Annotated in this window: 22 protein-coding genes and 1 tRNA gene; 5 read left to right on the plus strand and 18 right to left on the minus strand. The window is 42.3% G+C overall.

The genetic code is table 11. The features are described from left to right. Nucleotides 1-34: 34 nt before the first annotated feature. Genes mnmA through NZ583_00875 form a run of 4 tightly spaced genes read left to right on the plus strand, consistent with a single transcriptional unit; the run spans nt 35 to nt 4,584 of the window. Nucleotides 35-1,117 (plus strand): tRNA 2-thiouridine(34) synthase MnmA, encoded by a 1,083-nt coding sequence (mnmA, locus tag NZ583_00860; GenBank protein ID MCS7280169.1) that lies wholly within the window; start codon nt 35-37, stop codon nt 1,115-1,117. After that, nucleotides 1,114-2,703 carry an ATP-binding protein gene (locus tag NZ583_00865; GenBank protein MCS7280170.1) on the plus strand — a complete coding sequence of 530 codons (1,590 nt, stop codon included), beginning with the start codon at nt 1,114-1,116 and terminating at the stop codon, nt 2,701-2,703. The genes mnmA and NZ583_00865 overlap by 4 nt, the downstream gene beginning before the upstream one ends. Continuing rightward, the gene (locus tag NZ583_00870) at nt 2,704-4,047 is read left to right on the plus strand and encodes a sigma-54 dependent transcriptional regulator (GenBank protein MCS7280171.1); all 1,344 of its coding nucleotides are present in this window, start codon (nt 2,704-2,706) and stop codon (nt 4,045-4,047) included. A 9-nt stretch (nt 4,048-4,056) separates the two neighbouring features. Beyond that, complete coding sequence (locus NZ583_00875; protein ID MCS7280172.1) at nt 4,057-4,584, plus strand: archaemetzincin; 528 nt, start codon at nt 4,057-4,059, stop codon at nt 4,582-4,584. On the opposite strand, the gene NZ583_00880 is transcribed toward NZ583_00875, so the two are convergent. From NZ583_00880 to NZ583_00965, 18 genes are all read right to left on the minus strand, one after another. After that, complete coding sequence (locus tag NZ583_00880) at nt 4,581-5,273, minus strand: hypothetical protein (protein ID MCS7280173.1); 693 nt, start codon at nt 5,271-5,273, stop codon at nt 4,581-4,583. The two genes, NZ583_00875 and NZ583_00880, sit on opposite strands and share 4 nt — an antisense overlap. Beyond that, complete coding sequence (locus NZ583_00885; protein ID MCS7280174.1) at nt 5,274-5,972, minus strand: glycine cleavage system protein H; 699 nt, start codon at nt 5,970-5,972, stop codon at nt 5,274-5,276. A 12-nt stretch (nt 5,973-5,984) separates the two neighbouring features. Continuing rightward, nucleotides 5,985-7,337, minus strand: a complete 1,353-nt coding sequence (gene nrfD / locus NZ583_00890; protein ID MCS7280175.1) for a polysulfide reductase NrfD — start codon at nt 7,335-7,337, stop codon at nt 5,985-5,987. Next, nucleotides 7,334-8,200: a 4Fe-4S dicluster domain-containing protein gene (locus NZ583_00895; protein ID MCS7280176.1), complete on the minus strand. Its 867-nt coding sequence runs from the start codon at nt 8,198-8,200 to the stop codon at nt 7,334-7,336. The genes nrfD and NZ583_00895 overlap by 4 nt, the downstream gene beginning before the upstream one ends. Next, entirely contained in the window at nt 8,178-8,432 is a 255-nt protein-coding gene (locus NZ583_00900; protein MCS7280177.1) for a hypothetical protein, read from the minus strand. Before NZ583_00900 ends, NZ583_00895 begins: the two co-directional genes overlap by 23 nt. A gap of 173 nt (nt 8,433-8,605) precedes the next feature. Next, complete coding sequence (locus NZ583_00905) at nt 8,606-8,824, minus strand: heavy-metal-associated domain-containing protein (protein MCS7280178.1); 219 nt, start codon at nt 8,822-8,824, stop codon at nt 8,606-8,608. Beyond that, nucleotides 8,821-11,277 (minus strand): heavy metal translocating P-type ATPase, encoded by a 2,457-nt coding sequence (locus NZ583_00910; GenBank protein MCS7280179.1) that lies wholly within the window; start codon nt 11,275-11,277, stop codon nt 8,821-8,823. The genes NZ583_00905 and NZ583_00910 overlap by 4 nt, the downstream gene beginning before the upstream one ends. A 35-nt stretch (nt 11,278-11,312) precedes the next feature. Further along, nucleotides 11,313-12,947, minus strand: a complete 1,635-nt coding sequence (gene hcp / locus NZ583_00915) for a hydroxylamine reductase (protein MCS7280180.1) — start codon at nt 12,945-12,947, stop codon at nt 11,313-11,315. Between the two features lie 77 nt (nt 12,948-13,024). Beyond that, complete coding sequence (locus NZ583_00920) at nt 13,025-13,714, minus strand: Crp/Fnr family transcriptional regulator (protein MCS7280181.1); 690 nt, start codon at nt 13,712-13,714, stop codon at nt 13,025-13,027. Beyond that, nucleotides 13,711-14,484, minus strand: a complete 774-nt coding sequence (gene cobJ / locus NZ583_00925) for a precorrin-3B C(17)-methyltransferase (GenBank protein ID MCS7280182.1) — start codon at nt 14,482-14,484, stop codon at nt 13,711-13,713. The genes NZ583_00920 and cobJ overlap by 4 nt, the downstream gene beginning before the upstream one ends. Next, on the minus strand, nt 14,451-15,188 hold the full coding sequence (locus NZ583_00930) for a cobalamin biosynthesis protein (GenBank protein ID MCS7280183.1): 738 nt from the start codon (nt 15,186-15,188) through the stop codon (nt 14,451-14,453). Before NZ583_00930 ends, cobJ begins: the two co-directional genes overlap by 34 nt. After that, nucleotides 15,160-15,939 (minus strand): precorrin-4 C(11)-methyltransferase, encoded by a 780-nt coding sequence (gene cobM / locus NZ583_00935; protein MCS7280184.1) that lies wholly within the window; start codon nt 15,937-15,939, stop codon nt 15,160-15,162. The genes NZ583_00930 and cobM overlap by 29 nt, the downstream gene beginning before the upstream one ends. A gap of 10 nt (nt 15,940-15,949) precedes the next feature. Further along, complete coding sequence (cobI, locus tag NZ583_00940; GenBank protein ID MCS7280185.1) at nt 15,950-16,669, minus strand: precorrin-2 C(20)-methyltransferase; 720 nt, start codon at nt 16,667-16,669, stop codon at nt 15,950-15,952. Beyond that, nucleotides 16,666-17,301 carry a precorrin-6y C5,15-methyltransferase (decarboxylating) subunit CbiE gene (gene cbiE, locus NZ583_00945; protein ID MCS7280186.1) on the minus strand — a complete coding sequence of 212 codons (636 nt, stop codon included), beginning with the start codon at nt 17,299-17,301 and terminating at the stop codon, nt 16,666-16,668. Before cbiE ends, cobI begins: the two co-directional genes overlap by 4 nt. After that, nucleotides 17,298-18,371, minus strand: a complete 1,074-nt coding sequence (gene cbiD, locus NZ583_00950; GenBank protein MCS7280187.1) for a cobalt-precorrin-5B (C(1))-methyltransferase CbiD — start codon at nt 18,369-18,371, stop codon at nt 17,298-17,300. Before cbiD ends, cbiE begins: the two co-directional genes overlap by 4 nt. 33 nt (nt 18,372-18,404) lie before the next feature. Then, nucleotides 18,405-19,649: a precorrin-8X methylmutase gene (locus NZ583_00955; protein MCS7280188.1), complete on the minus strand. Its 1,245-nt coding sequence runs from the start codon at nt 19,647-19,649 to the stop codon at nt 18,405-18,407. Between the two features lie 35 nt (nt 19,650-19,684). Beyond that, nucleotides 19,685-20,314: a cobalt transporter CbiM gene (cbiM, locus tag NZ583_00960; GenBank protein MCS7280189.1), complete on the minus strand. Its 630-nt coding sequence runs from the start codon at nt 20,312-20,314 to the stop codon at nt 19,685-19,687. A gap of 203 nt (nt 20,315-20,517) precedes the next feature. After that, nucleotides 20,518-20,589: transfer RNA gene (locus NZ583_00965), tRNA-Thr, on the minus strand. Nucleotides 20,590-20,673: 84 nt separating this feature from the next. Between NZ583_00965 and NZ583_00970 the strand changes: the two genes are divergently transcribed. Further along, a complete protein-coding gene (locus tag NZ583_00970) occupies nt 20,674-21,273 on the plus strand; it encodes a transglycosylase SLT domain-containing protein (GenBank protein MCS7280190.1) in 600 nt (199 codons plus the stop codon). Nucleotides 21,274-21,287: the final 14 nt, after the last annotated feature.

The following is a 21,287-nucleotide window of genomic DNA, read 5'->3' on the forward strand; positions in this document are numbered from 1 at the left end:
TGACAAAGTTAAAATAAATTCAGGATTGTAAAAGATGAAGATTGCTGTCGGACTAAGTGGGGGTTTTGATTCTTCCATAGCAGCTTATCTTTTGGCAAAGAAAGGATACGAGCTTATCGGTGTAACCATGAGGATATGGGATGGGAAGATAAGTTGCACTACAAAGAAAAACGCGTGTTACGGGCCGGATGAAGAAAAAGACATAGAATTTGCACAGAAAATAAGCGAAAAACTCTCCATCCCACACTATGTAATCGATTTAAGAGACGAGTACAGAGAGTTCGTCCTTAATTACTTTTTCCTAGAGTACAGAAAAGGAAGAACACCAAATCCCTGTGTTGTGTGTAACTCAAAGATAAAATTCGGGTTTTTGATAGAAAAGGTCCGTTCTTTGGGCCTCGATTTCGATTGCTTTGCTACGGGACACTACGCACGGATTGAGTTCGATCCGGAAAGGAAAAGATACCATTTAAAGAGGGGTGTCGACGAGCAAAAAGACCAATCCTACTTTCTCTACAGACTTACTCAAGACCAGTTAAAAACGATTCTATTTCCCCTTGGGGATTTTAGGAAAAATGAGCTAAAAATGAAGGCTTTAGATTTTGGACTGGAAGAACTTGCAAAAAGAAGGGAAAGCCAGGATTTTTTTGCCGACGATTATAGACTTCTCTTTGAGGACTGTGGCGAACCGGGAAACATAGTCGATGTTTACGGTAACGTAATAGGCAGACACAAAGGAATATGCCACTACACTGTAGGTCAAAGGAGGTACCTTAATCTCGCTGGTCTAAAAGAGCCCTATTATGTGCTAAAAATCGATCCCGAAAGGAACGAGATCGTAGCGGGGCCTAAAAGGTATCTTTTTAGCTCTTCTCTTTTAGCAAAAGATCTTAACTGGCTATTACCTCCAGAAGAAGTAAAAGGGAAAAAAGTTTTCGCCAAAGTTCGGTCAACAGCAAGGCTTGCCGAATGTACTTTCGATTTTGTAGAAGACATGATTGTTGTTAGATTTACCCAACCCCAAGAGGGTATAACACCGGGTCAATCTGTTGTCCTTTACGATGGGGAGGTTGTAATCGGTGGGGGTATTATAGAATCGTATCTAAGCTATGAATGATGGACATCACAAAAACTGATATAATATCAAAAGCTTTGGTCCGCCTAAAGGGCCTTACAAGTTCTGTTGGAACAAAACTCTTCCTTATCCTCGTTGCTCTTCTTGCGTTTTCTTTCATAGTAGTCCTCTACCATAATGTTCGAACCTACACGAACCATCTACACGAAAACGTTCTCAAAAATGCCATTCAGATAAGCAATATAATAAAGAGCGCCTGTTATCACAGCATGCTGAAAAACGACAGAGAAGGATTGCAGAATATAATCATGAGCGTTGGAAAAGAAGAGGGTATCGATGCAATAAGGATTTACAACCGGGAAGGAATAATATCTTTTTCGAAGGATAAGGGAGAGATCCACCATGTGGCTGACAAAAGGGCAGAACAGTGCTACGTCTGCCACAGGGAGGAACCGGCAAAGGGTTTGATTCCAACAAAGGATCTCACAAGGATCCTTGTATCTCCCGAGGGATACAGGCAGCTTGGACTTGTGAATCCCATCGAAAATAGTCCGGAATGTTACAATGCGGCTTGCCATGCCCACTCAAAGGATCAGCAGAAACTCGGTTTACTTGATGTCAAACTGTCACTAAAAAAGATAGATGAAGAAATAGTTCAGACCAAAAGGAGAATGGTCATATACTCTATCCTCCTTATACTTTTTACTGCCCTTCTTAAAGGGGCTTTCATCATTCTTCTTGTCCACAAGCCCATAAAAAAACTCATAAAAGGCGTAAGAGAGGTGGCAAAACTGAATCTGGATTACAAGGTTGATGTGAAATCGAACGATGAGCTTGGTGAGCTTGCCGCCTCTTTCAACGAGATGACAAAGGAGTTGAAGAATGCCCAAAACCATCTCATCTTTTCTGAGAGGATGGCCTCTTTAGGTAAAATATCGGCCTCTGTTGCGCACGAGATAAATAATCCACTTTCAGGAATACTATCCTACGCAAAACTCACTGCAAGGTTTCTCGAAGAGAACGGCAATGATCCTGAAAAGATAAAAATGGCGATAGAGAATCTCAAATTTATAAGCGAGGAGAGTAAAAGATGCGGGGAGATAGTGAAGAATCTGCTCCTTTTCTGTAAGAAAACCTTTGGTACCATAAGAGGAGAACATCTAAGTACTATAATAGAGAACAGCATAAAGCTCGTGGAGCACAGCGCAAAACTCCAAAAGGTTAAATTTGTAAAGGAGATAGATACGGAAAACGATATAGTGGTTGTCGATACTGGAGCTATAGAACAGGTTTTTGTCGATCTATTCATAAACGCCATAGAGGCTATGCCAAATGGTGGAGTGATTAAGGTAAGTACAAAAAACGGAAAGGACGAAATATTGATCACTGTGACAGATACCGGATGTGGTATCCCGGAAAATGTTTTACCCCGTATATTTGAACCTTTTTTCACCACTAAAGACCCAAAAAAGAGCACGGGACTTGGCCTTTGTGTAGTGTATAGTATCATTGAAGATCACGGCGGCAAAATAGAGGTATCGTCAAAAGTAAACGAAGGAACGACATTCACTATAGTCTTGCCCAGACTTTCGAAGAGATTGCCCAATGAGAAAGGGGGGTTAAGATAGATGAAGCCAAAAGATGTAAGCATCCTTATTGTTGATGACGAACCTTCCATCAGGAACTCTCTTGCGGGCTGGTTCAAAATGGATGGATACAAGACAGAAGTCGCTGAGGACGCGTATGAAGCTTTAAAAAAACTTCAAGAGAACAATTTCGATATTGCCCTCCTCGACATAAAGATGCCGGAGATGGACGGGATTGAGCTTCAAAGAAGGATAAAGGAGATAGACAAAAACATAATCACGATAATAATTACTGCATACGCGACAGTAGAGACAGCAATTCAGGCCATGAAAGATGGTGCATTCGACTATATCACAAAGCCCATCGATCCTGATGAACTCTCGAGACTCATAAAAAAGGCCATAGAACAGAGGAGACTCATTGCCGAAAATATCATGCTCAGAGGAAAGATCGAGGAATTACAAAGCCTAGACGAAATAATAGGAGAAAGCCCAGCGATTAAAAAAGTGATGGAGCTTATAAATACAGTTGCGGAGACGGATTCAACGGTAATGATAAGAGGAGAAAGTGGCACTGGCAAAGAACTCGTAGCAAGAGCAATACATGCTAAAAGCAAAAGGAGATACTTCCCGATTGTCACGATAAACTGCGGGGCTTACCCGGAGGGACTCTTGGAGAGTGAACTTTTTGGCCATGAAAAAGGTGCTTTTACCGGTGCTCTTTATCAGAGGAAAGGAAAACTCGAGATGGCAAATAAAGGTACACTTTTTCTGGATGAAGTCGGAAACATAAGCTTAAAGATGCAGATGGACCTTTTGCGCGTCCTCGAGACGAAGAAGTTCACAAGGCTTGGCGGCGACAAGGTTATAGAAGCAGATTTTAGGGTTATTTCGGCGACAAACCGTGATCTCGAACAGGCAGTTAGAGAGGGTAGCTTCAGGGAGGACCTCTATTACAGACTTAACGTTTTTACAATATTCCTTCCTCCTCTGAGGGAGAGAAAGAGCGATATTCCTCTCCTTACATACCATTTCATAAAGAAGTTTTCGCTCTCAATGAACAAAGACGTAAAAGAGATATCTAAGGAGGCCATGAATCTCCTTATGGACTACGATTGGCCCGGAAATGTAAGGGAGCTAAGAAATGTGATCGAGAGGGCAATGGTCAACGTAAAAGGCAGTAGAATTGAAGTCGATGATCTTTACTTTAGCATATCTTCTCCCTATCCCAAGCCTGAAGGAGAGACTCTCGAAGACGTGGAAAAAGCCCACATAAAGAAGATTCTCAACAAAACGGGATGGAACATCACAAAGGCCGCCGAGATCTTAAACATAGATCGGGTGACCCTTTATAACAAGATCGAGAAGTACAAACTCAGAAAATAACTACTTTAAATGCCATCCATATACATAGTGCCGGCGTGGCTTGAGGAGAACCATGATCTCGAATTTTTGCGACTCCGCATCTCAGAAGTCTTCAGAAAAAAAACGGTCATATACGAGTCAAAAAAGATAGACTTCCACTCCATCTACAACCCCTCAAGGAAACAGTACAACTCGTCCCAGTTTCTAATCCAGCTTCTCAATAACCACCCTAAGGACGCATTAAGAATACTGGGAGTCACAGATGTGGATCTATTCATACCAATCCTCACGTTTGTCTTCGGAGAAGCCCAGCTTAACGGGATAGCGGGGGTAGTCTCTGTCCACAGACTGAATAACAAGTTCTACGGGTTACCTGAAAATGAGGAGCTTTTAAGAAAGAGACTTATAAAAGAGGCCATTCATGAGCTTGGACACACTTATGGCCTCGTCCACTGTCTCACTCCTGGGTGTGTGATGAATTCTTCCACCTATGTGGAAGACATAGATGAAAAATCTGAGTTTTTCTGTTCTTACTGCTCTTCCGTGATCAGGGGTTAAAGGAAGGTTTCTATCAGTTTCAAGTAATCTTTCTTTGAGAGTTCCCTAAGTAGCTCCACAAACCTCTTTGAGCCACCGTCCTGCATCGTTGGTCCGACTCTTTCCTTCTGGCTTAATTGAAGTAGAAAGTTATAAAGCCTCCTTTCATCCCTCTTAAGCCAAAGTAGAGCTTCTTTTCCGGAGAGGAGCTTCTTTATGTCCTTTTCGAAGTTGTCGGGTCTCATCTTCACTAGAAAACCTTCGTTTAGAGGATCGGAAAGTAGAAGTTCCGGCTTTTTCTTCAAAGAACCATTGACAGATATTACGACACCTGAAACAGGCGAGGGAAGTGGCAGTATACCCCTTCCCTCAACTATGTGGCAAAACCTTTCACCTTGGACAAACCTATCGCCAGGATTGGGAAAAACAATCGATCTTACGCTCGATAAAAAGGACGAAAGGAAGCTATCTATCCCTACTGTGACCTTAGATGGGTTTTCCACTCGGACCCAGAGGTGGTTTGGATGGTAAAAGTTGAAGAATTCTATCTTAAAAAAGGGAGCCTCTTCTTTTTCCAGATCTTCGGCCCCTCCACGCATAGCAATATCGAATGGACAGGACGTACAATCGTATTCCCTGTCGCATAGCTTATAAAGTACGAGGCCCGCTGTCATCCAGACACATCTTTCGTCCACGGCTCTAATCCCCATCTACACGTCCTTTGTCATGAAATATTCCTTTACCATCTCATCCCAGGATTCCGGATTCAAGCTCTTTGCCATTCCAGAGATTGGCAAACCACCATCCTGCAAGAGGTAACCGAGGTTGTAGTTCATTCTGGAAAATAAACTCTCTTTTAAAGCATCTACCCATCTTATTGCGAGCCGTCCGTTAAGGAGATTTTTTAAATTGGACTTCAAGTTCGGAGAGTAAACCTTAAGTAGCCAACCATCGCCGTATGGGTCTTCCGAAAGCTTTTTCGGATTCTTTATCACCTTTTCGTTTATCTCTATTATCTCTCCGTCCAAAGGAGAAAGCATCTTTATCTCCTTTCCGTCAACAAATAGACTCCAGCCAACTTCCCCTTGGATTATCTCTTCTCCCCTTTTAGGTACCTTTATCGCCTCCACGTTTCCTACAAGTTTTTGGGCAAAGTCGTCTATTCCAACCCTTGCGATTCTTTCGCCCTCAGGAAAGACCCAAGTGTGTCCCTGGTGGTAGTAAAGGTAATCTGGGATCCTAAAGAGCCTGCTCATAATCGTCCTTGGCGATTGACTTGGACCTGTGGAGGCTCGGCGGGGTCTTAAGGTCATATAAGAGAAGACCACAAAGGCCGCAAGAAAGAGTATCACTAAGATGTACTCGATCCCTTTTGTGGCGAATATGTCGATATAGGTGAATCCTTCCATTTTTAACCCTCCTTAATAGTCTCTGTATCTTTGGCCACCATTTGCCATTGTAAAACCTAGTTCAGCTTGATACTCCTCCTCTTCGAGCTCTTTTTCCTTCGCCCATTCAGGAACTTCCCCATAGACCGGCATCCTATTGACGACCCATCTGAAGATCCAAAGCTGAGTAAAAACAATCGTTAAAGTTATAACTATCTCTTGCCACGTAGGTATGTACTTCTCGCTAAGCGGGAGGTACCACTTGTAAGCGATCATGGAGTAGTTGATCCTGTTTATTATGACGCCGAGCATCGTTACTAAAGCCGCAACTCTAATGAGATTTATCCTTCTGTCCCTTTGCCCGTAGTAAAACATAAGGCAAGGAATGAGCACGAACCCTAAAACTTCCACAAGATACCAGATCCCCATGGGGCTTGAGATGTATACCCAGCTCTTTCCGTGTATGAAGATCAAAACCTTAAGGAAGAAGTACACAAAAAGTGTTATGGCACATCCTCTCGCAAGCCCAATAACTATATCATCGTAGTTTTTGAGATACTCCTCAGACATCCTATGTCTGAAAACTTTCTTACTTATGGTCCCCTCAACAATCACACAGGAGAGTCCGGCAAATATACTGGAGACGAAAAAGAGAACCGGAATGAATTCCGTGTACCAGAGGGGGTGTAACTTATTCTTCGCCATCATAAATAGAGCTCCGAGCCCGGACTGGTGAAGGGTTGAGAGGGCTATTCCAAAGACGCACGCACCGAGCGTCATAGAGCTTAGAATCTTTCTTAGTCTTTTTAGCTCTAGCCACTCGGCAATGGCAGGAGAAAACTCTATAAACTGTGCGATCATGTAAAGGAGAAAGTGCCATGCAACAAGAAAAAGTACTGAATTTACACCGAACTCATTTCCGATAATAGGGTTTAGAATGTTCCATTTCCTTCCTAAGTCCAAAAATATGGCGGATGCATAAAACACATAGGCCAAAAAACCGTTTAATATGGTCGCTCTCAAAATCGGATGGTATTTTTCGGCGTTAAGGATATAAACGACGAATGCTAGGACATAGGCACCACCGGCGAATGGCACTCCAACCATGACGTTAAAACCTATAAATATGCCCCACGGAAAGTCTTGAGAAACGTTACTTCCGTGGGAGAGTCCGTAAAACATGTGGGTTATGATGAGATAGGTCCCCAAAAGGATAATAGGAAGAGTAATGACGTTAAATGCGGTAAGGACCTTTCCTTTTGGCTTTAATTCTTTAATGAGAAGTACAAGAAAACCGATGAAGTAAAAGGTTAAGAGAACTAGTTTCGATAACGCTAAAGTGAGACCATTTCTCGCAATAGTTATGGATTCAAACTCTTTTCTCATCTTTCAATCTCCTTTTTACGTTCCTTAGTTAGGTAATGGATACCTGTGAGAAAAGCAGGCCAAAGGATTAGAATCACAGGCACAGAGTAGAGAAAGCCTGTCGTGTATTCCGGATAAGGCGTGTAACCCAGATCCATCTGGAAGTTGAGCTTTTCAAATGGATAAGATGAGATGTAGAGAAAGGCTGTGCCTCCGACCTCGTTTTCCCCGTAAATGTAAGGCACGTACAAACCGGGGGTTTGATAGATCCTCTTTTTTGCCTCATTTAAAATATCCCTTCTTGTACCGAACGTTAAAGCCTCCTTTGGGCAGACTTCGACACAGGCTGGGACTTTCCCAGAACTTATCCTTCCGTAGCACATATCACACTTCATGATCCTACCGAAGGCCTCGTCGTATTCGAATTTCGGTATGTCGAAAGGGCATGAAACCATGCAGTACCTGCAACCCATGCAGTTCTCATCCCAGGTTACAGGTCCCTCCTTTCGCTTTTTCATTGCCTTTACAAGACAGGCTGCAACACATCCTGGTTGGTTGCAGTGCATACATTGAATTTTTACGTAGATCTCGCCTTTTTCTGTTAGGAACCTATTGACAACTGTGAGGGTTTTTTCATCCGGCTTTCTTATCTTTGTGAAGACACTTTTGTCCTCTATGTTTGGAATTGGAAGGGAGTGGGATTCCGCACAGCTCGCCTCACACGTCCTACAACCTATGCACCTTGTCGTATCGACAAGGACACCGAAAAACTCCTTAGTTTTCGCTTTTATCTCAGAAGAAAAGACGGTTTTGCTACAAATAGCCGAAGATGCGAAAAGACCAAGTCCCGAGAGGGCCACCTTAAGAAACTCTCGTCTTTTCATCCTCTGCCTCCTCTTTTTCTTGAACTTTCTCTCCCCCGTCTGCTAGTGTGAAACCGAGCTCAGGAGTGTAAAACAGCGACTTTTCTCTAAGTTTTACTTCCATGGCCTTTTTTGTCGGATATAGACCCATAAAGAATAGATGCCATGCGAGATACCCGAAAATGAGCCCAAGGATCAATCCACCCCCCAAAAGAAGGACTGGGTAAATTTCTATGAATCTTCCGGCTTCCATAAACTCACCTCCTTTCTAACTTATAAATTGGCAATATGCGTGCCAAACTTTTTGCTTTTCTCCCCTTCTGCTAACTATTTGGTATTATTTGGGTTTTTTGAAAGAGTGTGGAAAAAATCAAAAGAAGGATTTATTAGATCGTTGAATTTTTCAACGATGGGCTATTGAATTTTTCAACGACTCGTGGATAGGTCCAATTCGTATCCTTCCGACTCAATAGCTCGTTTTAATGCCTCTAAATCTATTTCACCCTCGTACGTTACTTTTAGTGTTTCGGTCTCTACATTTGCCTCACACGCGATCACATTTTTTATCCGTTTTACGGCAGATTCGATCCTTCTTTCGCAATGACTACATCCCATGCCTTTTACTTGCAGGGTAATCGTTTTCATCTTCTTACTCCCAGATTGAGTGCTTTTATTCTCAAAGAATTGAGTACCACAAAAAGCGAGCTCAATGTCATCGCAAAGGAAGCATAAAGAGGTTTAAGTAGGATCTGAAACGTTGGATAGAATAGACCTGATGCGCACGGTATAAGAAGGACATTATAGAAAAAAGCCCAAAAAAGGTTTTCTTTTACTATTTTATTCGTCTTTCTGGAGAGCTTTAAAAATCTCACTATGCCCCTTAAGTCCTCGTTTATGAGGATTACGTCAGACGTTTGAGCAGCGATATCCGTTCCCTTACCCATCGCGAATCCCAAATCAGAAAGGCTAAGGGCAGGAGCATCATTTATACCATCTCCCACCATCGCAACCTTATATCCTCTCTTTTTGAGATCTTCAACTTTTAAAGACTTCTCATGGGGAAGCATATCTCCAAAGACTTCATCTATATTTGCTCTTTTAGCAAAGATTTTAGCCACATTCATGCTATCTCCAGTGAGAAGACCGATTCTTATCCCCATCTTTTTAAGTTCCGAAATAGTCTCAATCGATTCCTCTCTTAGCGTGTCCCCTATGGCTATAAAACCGGCAAGAATCCCATCAATTGCTACACAAAGACAAGTACTTCCGTCACCTGTTAGCCTTTCATAAACCTCTCTGTGAGGTTCTATTTCCACGCCCATTCTTTTTGCAAAAGATAGACTGCCAACTAGTACCTTTTTTGAAGTAACTTCTCCTATCAACCCTTCACCAGGAACGTAACTGAATGACTCCGGTTCAGAAAGAAAAAGATTTCTTGCCATGGCGTATCTCACAATGGCACGTCCTAAAGGATGTTCAGAGTTCTTCTCAAGGGACCCTGCAATGGCAACGATCTCTTCCTCTTCAAACCCATTTACAGGAAAGACCGTCTTTACTTCCACTTTACCGTAAGTTAGAGTTCCCGTCTTGTCGATGAGTACGTAATTTATCTTTTTTGCCGAATCAAAAGCTTCCCCGTTTCTTACTAGGATTCCATACTCTGCCGCCTTTGAACTGGCCACAAAGATCGCAATCGGAGTTGCGAGACCCAAAGCGCAAGGACAAGCAACGATGAGTACCGAAACGAAAATCATAAGCGAAAAAGAAGCCGGATATCCCGAAGTAAGCCAGACTAGAAAAGAAAAAAAGGCAATAAAAAAAACGGTGGGCACAAAAATACTTGCTATCTTATCAGCCAGGGCTTGGACAGGTGCTTTTCGGGCTTGAGCCCTTTTTACCATCTCCACAATTTGGGAAAGAAGCGTATCCTTGCCGATTCTTTGCACCTTTAACTTGAATGCTCCTAAAAGGTTGAGACTCGAAGCGTAAACCCAATCCCCAGTCTTCTTCTCTTTAGGTATGGCTTCTCCTGTAATCGAAGACTCATCTAGTGTACCATACCCGTCTATTATCAGCCCATCTACAGGGATCCTCTCTCCTGGCCTCACAAGTAGTACGTCTTCTTCTTTTATCTCCTTTAAAGGGACCTCTTTTATCTTTCCGTCTCTTATAACGGTTGCTTTTTTGGGTAGTAGTGAGGCCAGTCTTCTTATTGCCTCGTACGCTCTTTTTTTTGCCTTAAGTTCAAGAAGTCTTCCAAAGAGTACAAGCGTTATTATTACGGCACATGTCTCATAGTAAACATCGAGTGGTGGTGAACCTTTTTTTATATATGGAAAAAAAGTATTGAAGGAACTGTATAGGTAAGCTGAACCACTACCCACCGAGATGAGCGCGTTCATATCGAATGAGAGATGCTTTGCGGAGCGCAAAAATGCGAAGAGAAATCCGCTTCCGCCGTAAAAAAAGATGGGCGTTGTGAGAAAAAAAAGGGCAAGGTTTATGCTCTGTCTGTCAAAGCTCATAAAAAAGAAGTGAAGAAACATATCCGAAAGGACAAAGAAAGTAAGAATAGCTGAAAGAACGAGTCTTTTTTTTAGTCGTTTCTTTTCTTTTTCTTTTTTTACTTCCTCGAATGATTCTACATCCTCATCCTCGATATGAAGAATTGAGAGTCCAAGATCGGTCAAAATCTTTTTCACATCTTCGAGAGAGACAATTGTCGGCACAAACTCTACGGTTATTTCCTCTGCTAAGGGATTGACATGGACATACGTAATTCCGATCTTACTTTTAAGCCTTTTATCTATGATATCAAAAGCCGGGATCATCGATAGTCCCTGAACAGGTATCACCGCTTTGTTTGTTTCAACCTCATAACCTAAATCTTTCACGGTTTTTATTATCTTTTCGAGCAACTCTCGAGAAAATTCTTTGGCCTCTACGGTTGCCCTTTCCAAAACGAGATTCAACGAAACTCTTTCTAACTCCTTTATCTTCGAAAGGCTATCCTCTATTCTTTTCACACATGCAGAACAGGTCATACCGGATATTGGGATTATGAGTATTTGTGTCCCTTCTTGAGCCACCCGGTTCATAAAAAAAGGGACGGAGGGTAGCCCTCCGTCTAAAATCAGACACAAGAAAGCATAGCTTTCACATCTTCTTCCGCAGAAGAGATCGGTTTTAGATCGAACCTTTCAACTATCATCTTTCCGACACGGGGAGAGATAAAAGCAGGCAGTGTCGGGCCAAGCCTAATACCTTTAAAACCGAGATACAAAAGGGCAAGAAGGACACTTACCGCTTTCTGTTCATACCAGGCGATATCAAAAGAAATTGGTAGGCTATCTAGGTCCGAAAACCCAAGTAACTCCTTAAGTTTAAGCGCCACATATGCCAAGGAGTAGGAATCGTTACACTGGCCCGCATCGATCACTCTTGGTATACCCTTTATATCACCGAGGGGTAAGGTGTTGTATCTGAATTTGGCGCACCCCGCAGTAAGTATCACTGTGTCTTTAGGCAAAATCTTTGCGACTTCCGTAAAGTACTCCCTCGTCTTATGCCTTCCATCACAACCCGCCATCACTACGAATCTCTTTATATCTCCGGATTTTAAAAGATCCAAAATCCTATCCGCAAAAGATAGGATCTGATTGTGACCGAATCCTCCATAGATTTTTTTATCCTTTAACGGCTTTGGAGGAGAACATCTCTTAGCCACCTCAATTATCTTTGTGAAATCTTTAGGCTTTCCATCTTCTCTGTCCGGGATGTGAATAGCCCCCGGATAGCTTACGGGACCTAGTGTGAATAACCTAGAAAGATAGGTATTTTCCTTTCTTAGTGGGATTAAGCAGTTCGTTGTGGCAAGAATAGGTCCATTGAAGGATTCAAACTCGTCGTTTTGAGCTGGCCACGAACCTCCATAGTTACCTATAAGATTTTTGAATTTTTTGAAGACAGGATAGAAGTGGGCTGGGAGCATCTCTCCGTGTGTGTAAACGTCTATGTTTTCACCCTGTGTCTGCTCAAGAAGCTCGTACAGATCTTTTAGATCGTGCCCTGTAATTAGGATCCCAGGGTTTGAGCCAACTTTTGTTTTTACTTCCGTAAACTCCGGGTGCCCGAAAGTCTTCGTATTTGCTTCATCAAGCAAAGCGATAGTTTTGACTGCAATCTCCCCGGTTTTTACAACAAGGGAGAAAAGTTCCTCTTCTTTTAGTTCCTTCGTTAGAGATGCCAAACCCTCAACTATGAAATTGTAAATTTCGTCACTCTCATAACCAAGATTCGCAGCATGTTCTGCATAAGCCGAAATACCCTTTATTCCGAATGTGATTAGGGACTTTAAGGATCTTACGTCTTCATCGGGAATCGAGTTTATCCGAACTTCAAAAGAGGATGCTTTTTCTTTGATATCCTCCTTTTTATCAGCCGACCATGTCGCACAGTCAGGAAGATCAGTAAGTGGGGACTTTAGTTTTCCTTTTAAAGAATCGCGCAATCTCAGCCCCTCTTTTATCCTCTCGATTATAATTTCATCATCCCATCCCACATTGGTAAGTGTTGTAAAAAGGGCCCGACATAGAAACCTACCTATCTCTCGATCCAACTTTTCGAGTCTTGAAGCGTAAATGCTTATCCCCTTGCAAACGTAAATTAGAAGATCCTGTAAGTTCGCTGTAGTTTCGGTCTTGCCGCAAACTCCTCTCGTCGTGCAAGCTACGTTCTTTGCCGTCTCCTGACACTGAAAACAAAACATGCTTACCTCCTCATTTTTCGTTAAGCTTTCTTAATATTACCCCTTCTTTCATAAACTTTCTTTGCTCTAGATCAAAATCACCCGGTAGATCCCTTCGTGACATCATCTATGGCATCGGGATCGATAATTACTATTTTTTTCCTCCTAGAGGCTATCCATCCCTTTGATTCCCAGTCTTTCAAGATTCTGCTCACGGAGTAAAGTGTTGTACAAGCGTATTGAGCAAGCTCTTCCCTCGATATCGGAAGATCGATAGAGATTCCCGCACTAACTCTTTTTCTCTCATATGCCGTGAGCCTTAGAAGAGCTCGACCTATTCTTTTTTTTAGGTCTTCCGAATAAAGCTCCAATAGCCGGTTTTGCACCTCTTCAAATCGGTCTATTACGACCTTTAAGATATTCAGAGTCAATTGGGGGTATACCCTCAATGCTTCTAGTATCACACCTTTCGGCCATGAAAGTACACTCGAATCGTGAACCGCTTCTGCACTCACCCCATAACATTTTTCACCAAAAAGCGAAGTGGCACCAAGTATTTCCCCAGGCCCAGCATACCTAATTAGGACCGATTTACCATCGTCATTTGTCTTAGTAAGCTTAAATTTTCCATTGAGCACAAGATAGAATCTCTGTGCAGTCTGCCCTTCGAGGAATAGTTTTCCTTTTTTTTTGACACTTCCATGGTCTGCACTTTTGATTATGCCTTCTTTTGCTTTCTCGCTCAGCCCTGATAATATTGCAAAATCGAATACATTCTCCTCAATCATCCCTCGATTCCGTAGCCTCTTGGCGTTATCATGTACTTCCCCTTTATAAATGTGGAAGAGTTTCCGACGATAAGTGTAGAGACCATATCAATCGTTTCTAGACCTGATATTCTATTAAGATTCGTGATTATCACTTCTTGGGATTTTCTTTTTGCATTCTTTACAATTCCGACAGGTGTCGATGGAGGCCTAAATTTTAAGAGTATCTCTAAGGCTACTTGGAACGGTTTTTCCCTATTTTTAGCTTTAGGGTTGTAAAATACAATTACGAAATCTCCCTCACATGCAGCTTTTACCCTCTTTTTTATGATCTCTAAACTAACTAAATGGTCGCTTAAAGATATTACCGCAAAGTCGTTCATAAGAGGTGCTCCGAGAAGGCTTGCGCAGACAGAGGCAGCTGTTACACCGGGAATTATCTCTATCGCTATCTTTTCCATCGCTTCGTTATTCAAAAGCTCTAAAATCGGTCCCGCCATACCGTAAATTCCAGGATCCCCACTAGAGACTACACAAACATCAAATCCTTCCAAAACCTTTTCTATCGCCTTTTTTGCGCGAGTTAGCTCACGGCCCATACCCGTAGAAATGACCTCTTTTTCTGAGAGTATCTCTTGAGAAAAAATCTCTTTTACGATATCGATGTAACCTTCGTAGCCAACTACGATGTCGCATTCTTCTATTGCCCTTTTTGCCCCAAAGGTCACATCGTCTTTACTTCCGGGCCCAATGCCAACTATCCTAAGTCTTCCTTTGCTATTGCAACGCATACCTTTCCGTGCCTCTTTTTTGGAACGACTAAGCTTGTGTTCTTCCCCGCAAGAAGGGCACAAGGTTCGCTTACTCCCTCCACCCCTATCTTTTCCTTCACGAAAGGCGATCTTCCGTAGGATCCCCCAAAATTCTTGACAAGTTCGAAGGGTATGATTCTCAATGGTAAACCGAGACTAACACAGGCCTCCTTCAGAGCCCGATCTTGCCCTTTAAAATCGATGGTGGAAATAAAAAGGACATCATTTAGAGAGTATCCTTCTTCCATCAAAGTCTCTCTCACCGCATCCTCTATCTCTTTGCCTTTTGTTCCCTTTCTAAAGCCGACTCCCACAATAAGTGACCTTTTAGAATCCGAACGAGTTGTTACTATCGGCTCGGCTCCCAAGATTGCCGCAACCTGATTTGCTAATCTATTCGCACCACCTTCGTGACCGGAAAGGGCGCTTATGGCGAACCTCTTTTTCTCATCCACAACCACAACTGCAGGATCCTCGTACTTGTTTCTTATATACGGCGCAATCACCCTCACAACTATACCAAGTGCCATGACAAAGATTAGCTCACTGTAGTGGTAGAAAACCTCACCCACTACCTCCCGTAAACTCTTAGTGTATATGATCTTACAGTCCCCAAAGAAATCCGAAAGTTCATTGGCAATCTTTAGGCCCTCCTCACTTATAACTATGATTGCGAGGCTCACTCTTTTTTCTCCTTCCATGTTCGAATTGAGGATCGTAGAGTTTCGACCTGCCATAGGTTGGTCTTAGGACATCTCCGACTATTATGAGAGCGTGTTTTGTGATTCCATGAAGTTTCACTTTTTCGGAGATGTCCTTTAAAGTTCCGGTCAATATTTTTTGATCTGGCCACGTTACCCTTTGAATAACTGCACATGGGGTGCCATCGCTCAATCCGGCTCTTTTAAGTTTAGATACGACCTTTTCTATTTCGTGGACGCTTAAAAAAAGAACGATTGTGGCCTTGCTTTTAGCTAAAACCTCTAAATCTTGGGACTCTAAAACGGAAGTCCTTCCGCCTATCCTTGTAATTATGACTGTCTGGCTTACGTCGGGTAGGGTCAGTTCTCTCTTTAATGCACTGGAGGCGGCTTGAAATGAGCTTACTCCCGGAATAAGCTCATAGTCTATCCCTTCTTTTTCACATGCGTTTATCTGTTCCTGCAGCGCACTGTAAATCGAGAGATCGCCGCTATGAAGCCTTACGACCTTCTTCCCTTCCCTTATAGATCTTTTTATAACTTCGATTATCTCTTCCAAAGTCATCTTAGACGAGTCAAATATCTCTGCGCCCTCTTTTGCAAACGAAAGAATATCAGGATTAACGAGAGATCCGGCATAGATTATGGTATCAGCCTCCTCTAAAACCTTCCTACCTTTTATCGTCAAAAGCTCTGGGTCTCCTGGTCCTGCACCAACGAAGTAAACTTTCATTTTGCCTTTTTTAGTCTTTTCTTACGACTATTATTGACATGTATCCTTCCTTTCCTACTTTTTTAAGACCAGAAAGACCATGAATCACTCTTTCCCCATCTTGACCGACTCTAGTTATGAGGTAAGCCTTATCTAAAAGACCCATCTTTTTTAGCCTTTGAAGCACATTTTCTAATTTTGAGCCAATCTTCATTATCACCACAGTTTCAAAATTTTTAAGCGCGTACTCGAAAACTTTAGGTTTTGCATTGGAAGGGACTATTGCCATCGATTCGTCTCCTTGAAGTAGAGGGATTTCTGCCTTTGCCGATGCCGCATTAATTGCGCTTACCCCTGGGACCGTTTCGATTTCCATTGTCGGATAAAGATTTCTCAGTGTTTTTAGGAGATAGATGTATGTGCTGTAGATAAGAGGATCACCAAGTGTGATAAAAGCGCAGTTTTTTCCTTTTTCGATTTCTGAAAAGATCCTTTTTGCCGCTCCTTCCCAGTAGTTTCTGAGAACCTCTTTGTCTTTCGTCATGGGGAATACGAGATCGACGAATTCCTTTGAAGAATCTACAAGTCTTTCGACAATCGAACGGGCAATAGAGCTACCTTTTTCATCTCCTTTAGGACAGAAGATAACATCAACCTCTTTAAGTATCCTTAGTGCCTTTAGCGTGAGTAACTCCCAATCTCCAGGACCTATACCGACACCGAAGAGCTTTCCGAACGATTTTTTCTTCATGAAGCTTCCCCTTTGATTATCATCACACATAAGCCGAAGCCTCTCTGTTTGGCAATATTTTTCAGATCTGAATCTATTATCTTCTCGTTCGAATACGTGAGATTCTCCATTACTATGGCCCTTCTATTTTCGACCCCATTATTTAGCAAAAATTCGGCTATTTTATCCGGTGGAAATTCGGGCCCTGTGTAGAGGAAGATGTTTTCGCTCGATTTGACCTTTTCTACAAGGTCGAAAGGTTCTCTTCCGTGCAGACTTATGATCTTTGCGTCATGCCAACTCTCACCGAGCCTTGCATACGCAACTTGGACAACACTTATGCCAGGAATTACATCTAACGCCCCTTTATCCATCTCCTTAGAAAAAACTTGAAGTAGGCTATATAGTCCTGGGTCTCCGGTGACTAAGACAGCAACCTTTTTTTCCTTGCTTTTATCTTTAGCGATCTTTACAAAATCCTGAAGGCTGCCTTTTAGCGGAATCTTCTCTTTTTCCAATTCGGCAAACAAAGCCAAAGCTCTCTCACTTCCCATAAGCACATCAGATTCTTCAATTTTGCGCCTTGCAATTGGGGTCACATAATCTATAGAACCTGGTCCAATACCTACGATCGTTATATTCTTTAGGGTCATAAACCCCCTTTTGGATATAACCCTAGAAGCCTTCCTTCAAGGGAGAGGACGAAACACCTTATATCGAGAGTAGAATCGGTAATAGAAGACAAAGCCTTAACGACATCTTTAGCTATCATGTCGAACAGGTCCGAAAGACCCGCTTTTTCGATTATTTCGACGGTTGCCTGAGCCGATCGTTCATTTAGGATTCTTTCAACTGTCTCTTTTTTTGCTCCTTGACTTTCCGCGTACGTGGCTATTGTCTCTATGCGAAGGTCTCCAAAACTTTTATGGGTGTTTAGCTGGCCTTTTGCGATTTTAACAAGTTTACCCAAGTATCCGGCAAGAATGACTTCTTTAAACCCTTTTTCTTTGCATGCTCCAACCATAAAACCCACATGATCTCCCACTCTCACTATCATCTCTTCCGAAAGACCTAATACCTCTCTACAGTATCTTTCTCCCAAGTATCCTAAAACGAGGGCCACCTTTTTATGCCCCGAAGCTTTAACCATATCAAGCTGAAGCACAAGTGACGTTTTATAAGCATCAACCGATCTAGGCTCCACAAAACCGGTCGTTCCTAGTATGGAGATTCCTCCCACAATCCCAAGTTTTGGGTTGAATGTCCGTTTTGCAATCTCCTCCCCTAAAGGGACAGAGATTATGACTTCTAAACCTTTCACCATTATAAGAAACTGTGAAAGCTCTTTAATTATCATCATTCTGGGTACTGGATTTATGGCGTACTCACCCTTTGGGATAGGAAGACCCGCCTTTGTTACAATCCCAATACCTTCTCCGCCTTTAATCGTTATGCCCGGTTTTTCTGACACACGAACGGTTGAGTAGACTTTTATCTTATCTGTCACATCTGGCTCATCTCCTGCGTCTTTTATAACGGCACACCTTGCAAAATCCTCGTCCACCTTTTGATCGACTATGGGTAGACGGAGTGGAACACCTATGGGTGTTACGATAGAAACCTCATCTATAACTTTTTTTTCAAAAAGCATTATAGCGGAAGCCTTCGATGCGGCTTGCGCGCATGTACCTGTCGTATAGCCTTTTCTCAGTTCATGAGTCATCGTTTAGATCGTCACATAAAAAGTTTTCGTTTTTTACGACTCCTTTTTGGTTTTCCTAATCATAGAGTAGTAAGCCTTAACCTCTTCCGGTGACATAGGTACGAACTCCTCTTGGCCTGCGGGAATCGGGAAGGATTCTCTTTTCGGAACAACTGTTCCCCTTATGTCTTTTAGGTTTAAGGACTCTTTTATCCTCTTTTGCACAAGATCGACTAAAACCTCGTCGAATCCCAATCCCTTACCAAGGATGAGTTTTACGTCCGGGTATTTCTCAGCCTCTTTTAACATCATCTCCGGCACATCCACCACAAGGTGGAGTCCCTCGTGGAGAAAATAAGGAATGACTACAATCGTCTTTAAGCCTTCCTTTACCAATTTTTCAAATACTTCTGGAAAGTGTGGTCCGAGCCTAGACACGTAGCAGACACTAACATTTTCGTAGCCGTATTTTCGCTTTAGCTCATCTGCTACCCTTTCCATATACCTTCCAGCGTTCGGTACCCTGCTTCCATGGCCCATAAGAATGATTCCAACCGAAGAAATACCTTCTATTTTTTCCAAAGGCTGTCTTTCCTCGGACTTAGACGTATTAGCATCAGAATCTCTCGTACAGAGTCCATGAAGGGCACTTATTGCAAGGGTACTTCCGCCCCTTTTTCCCGCAACCATTATGTGTGGGATACCCAGAGATAAAAACTCTTCCTTGCTTTCATTTACATGAACGAAACCAACAGGCATGGCAATCACAAAAGATGGTCTTTTTTTCTCCTCCATGATTAGACGGTTGAGTTCTAAAAGGGCAAGAGGTGAATTTCCAATAATCACTATTCCTCCGTCGATGATTGGCCTTGCCTTCCTTATGGCAATGACGGATCGGGGAATAGAGCTTCTCAAAGACTCAAAATGTACGTCCTCATCGTCTATGTGACAGAAGATAAGCTCTTCTGTATATGCCAAATTCATAGCCTTGAGCCTTCCTATAGAGATACCGTGGCGTATCATTTTCGAATCAACGTATATTGGAACACCTTTTCTTAGCGCCTCTTTTGCTATTTTTATTGCATCGTTCGAAAATCTCACATAATCCATTATGCTCATGTCTCCCGTTGCGTGTATCATTCTACGTACGATTTGCCATTCATCGGAACTAAAGGTGTGAGGCGGAGCCTCTTTTTCGATTCTCATAAAAGAAAGGTTCTCTATCTCTTCTCCGGTTAGGGGTCCATGAAGTATATCAAGAATCATTGGTCTTTTTTTTGATGTATCACAAACGCTCATCTATTCTCTCCTTCGAATCTTTCGACTCAAAAATGTCAGAGGGTACTTCCACACCTAGGATTACTCCGCTGCCACTCTAAAATTCGAGGATCGACTTTTTTTAGATAGACGACAGCAAAACCCGAGATAATTCCTTCAATGGCCGAAATTGGAAGATGCATCATAAAAATAACAGAAATTAAAGGATAGAAGTTTCTGTCACTTAGGATTAGGGCAAAACTTACAATCGCGGCACAAAGTAGCGGACCCAGAAAACCAAAAAGGAACCCTCCAAGAAAAGGAGTTGTCCTACTGGAATTTATAAACCTTCTTAAAGTATAGTGGAGTAATACCGCGGGAAGCGCGCTTGCACAAGTATTTACACCTATTGCAGTCACCCCTCCAAACTGTAAAACTACGCTTTGGACTACTAAAGCTACAAATATTGAGGGAAACGAAGTCCAGCCGAGAATAAGACCTATAAGTCCGTTCATTCCCGGATGAACGCATGAAGGCCCAACCGGAACATGGATGAGCGAAACTGTAAAGAAAACTGAAGACAGAACTGCTACCTTTGGAATGTCTTCTGTTTTTACCCTTTTAAGACCGAAAAAGATGCCTGCAAGACTCCCAATGGCTCCTCCTGCAAGAATAGGTACTGAAAGGACCCCATCTTGAATATGCATTTAGATTATTCTCTTCTGTGAATTTCTTCTAAAAATTCGTTCAGGTCTTTTCTCTTTATGGGATGCTTCTCAATGGGCATTTAACGATGAATGATATGAAATTTCCAGAGTTTAAGTCAAGTCTAGAAAAAATCTGAAAAAATGGTGGAGAAACTCTTTTGACTCTAATAGAGACGATAAAGTACACGGAGATCCTTGATAAAAGCCGATGGTGGGATTTGAACCCACGACCTGCTCATTACGAGTGAGCTGCTCTTCCACTGAGCCACATCGGCCTTTAAGGAATCTTTGTATCACAAAAGTCTCATTCGGTCAATGGGTTTGACAAACTCGTGCACATTATGTAAAGTAACGATCCTATGTTGGGGGTTAGAGTTACTGTCTCCTTTCTACTCTTTTTTAGTTTTCTTTTTGGATCTTCGGTAATCCTTAAGAAAAACAATGCCTTAAGGGAGGTCAAAGAGGAAAAAAACAGAGAGGAGTACGTGGTTTCTACGACAGTGGATTTTCTAACAAAAGATGGGGTCGACGTGGATAGGAAAACATTAGAAGGAGTTGTGAGGTCGATTTATAGAGTTGCGAAAACAAAAGGTGTAGACTACAGGATAGTTCTTGCTCTAGCCAAAGTAGAAAGTAACTTTAGAAACGATGCTGTCTCTCCGAAAGGAGCAAGAGGGATCTTACAGATAAAACCGTCTGTTGCGCAGGCTGTCGCAAAGGATTTGGGCATAAAGTTAGAAGGAAAAAAAAGCTTACATGAATCCGAAAAGAACATAGTTATTGGTACGCATCTTTTGTCTAGCCTAATAGACAAATATTTCGACATCCACGGAGCTCTAAGCGCGTATAATATGGGACAGACGAGGCTTGCCGAAAAAGGCAAAAATTACGAAACCAAGTTTTCAAAACTGGTTCTGAAGGAGTATAAAAGGTACATCGAGATTCTTCCTGACCCATAAGACAAAATGTTCGA

The organism is Thermodesulfobacteriota bacterium (genome assembly GCA_025062045.1).
In the GTDB taxonomy this organism is placed as follows: Bacteria; Desulfobacterota; Syntrophorhabdia; order Syntrophorhabdales; family JANXAF01; genus JANXAF01.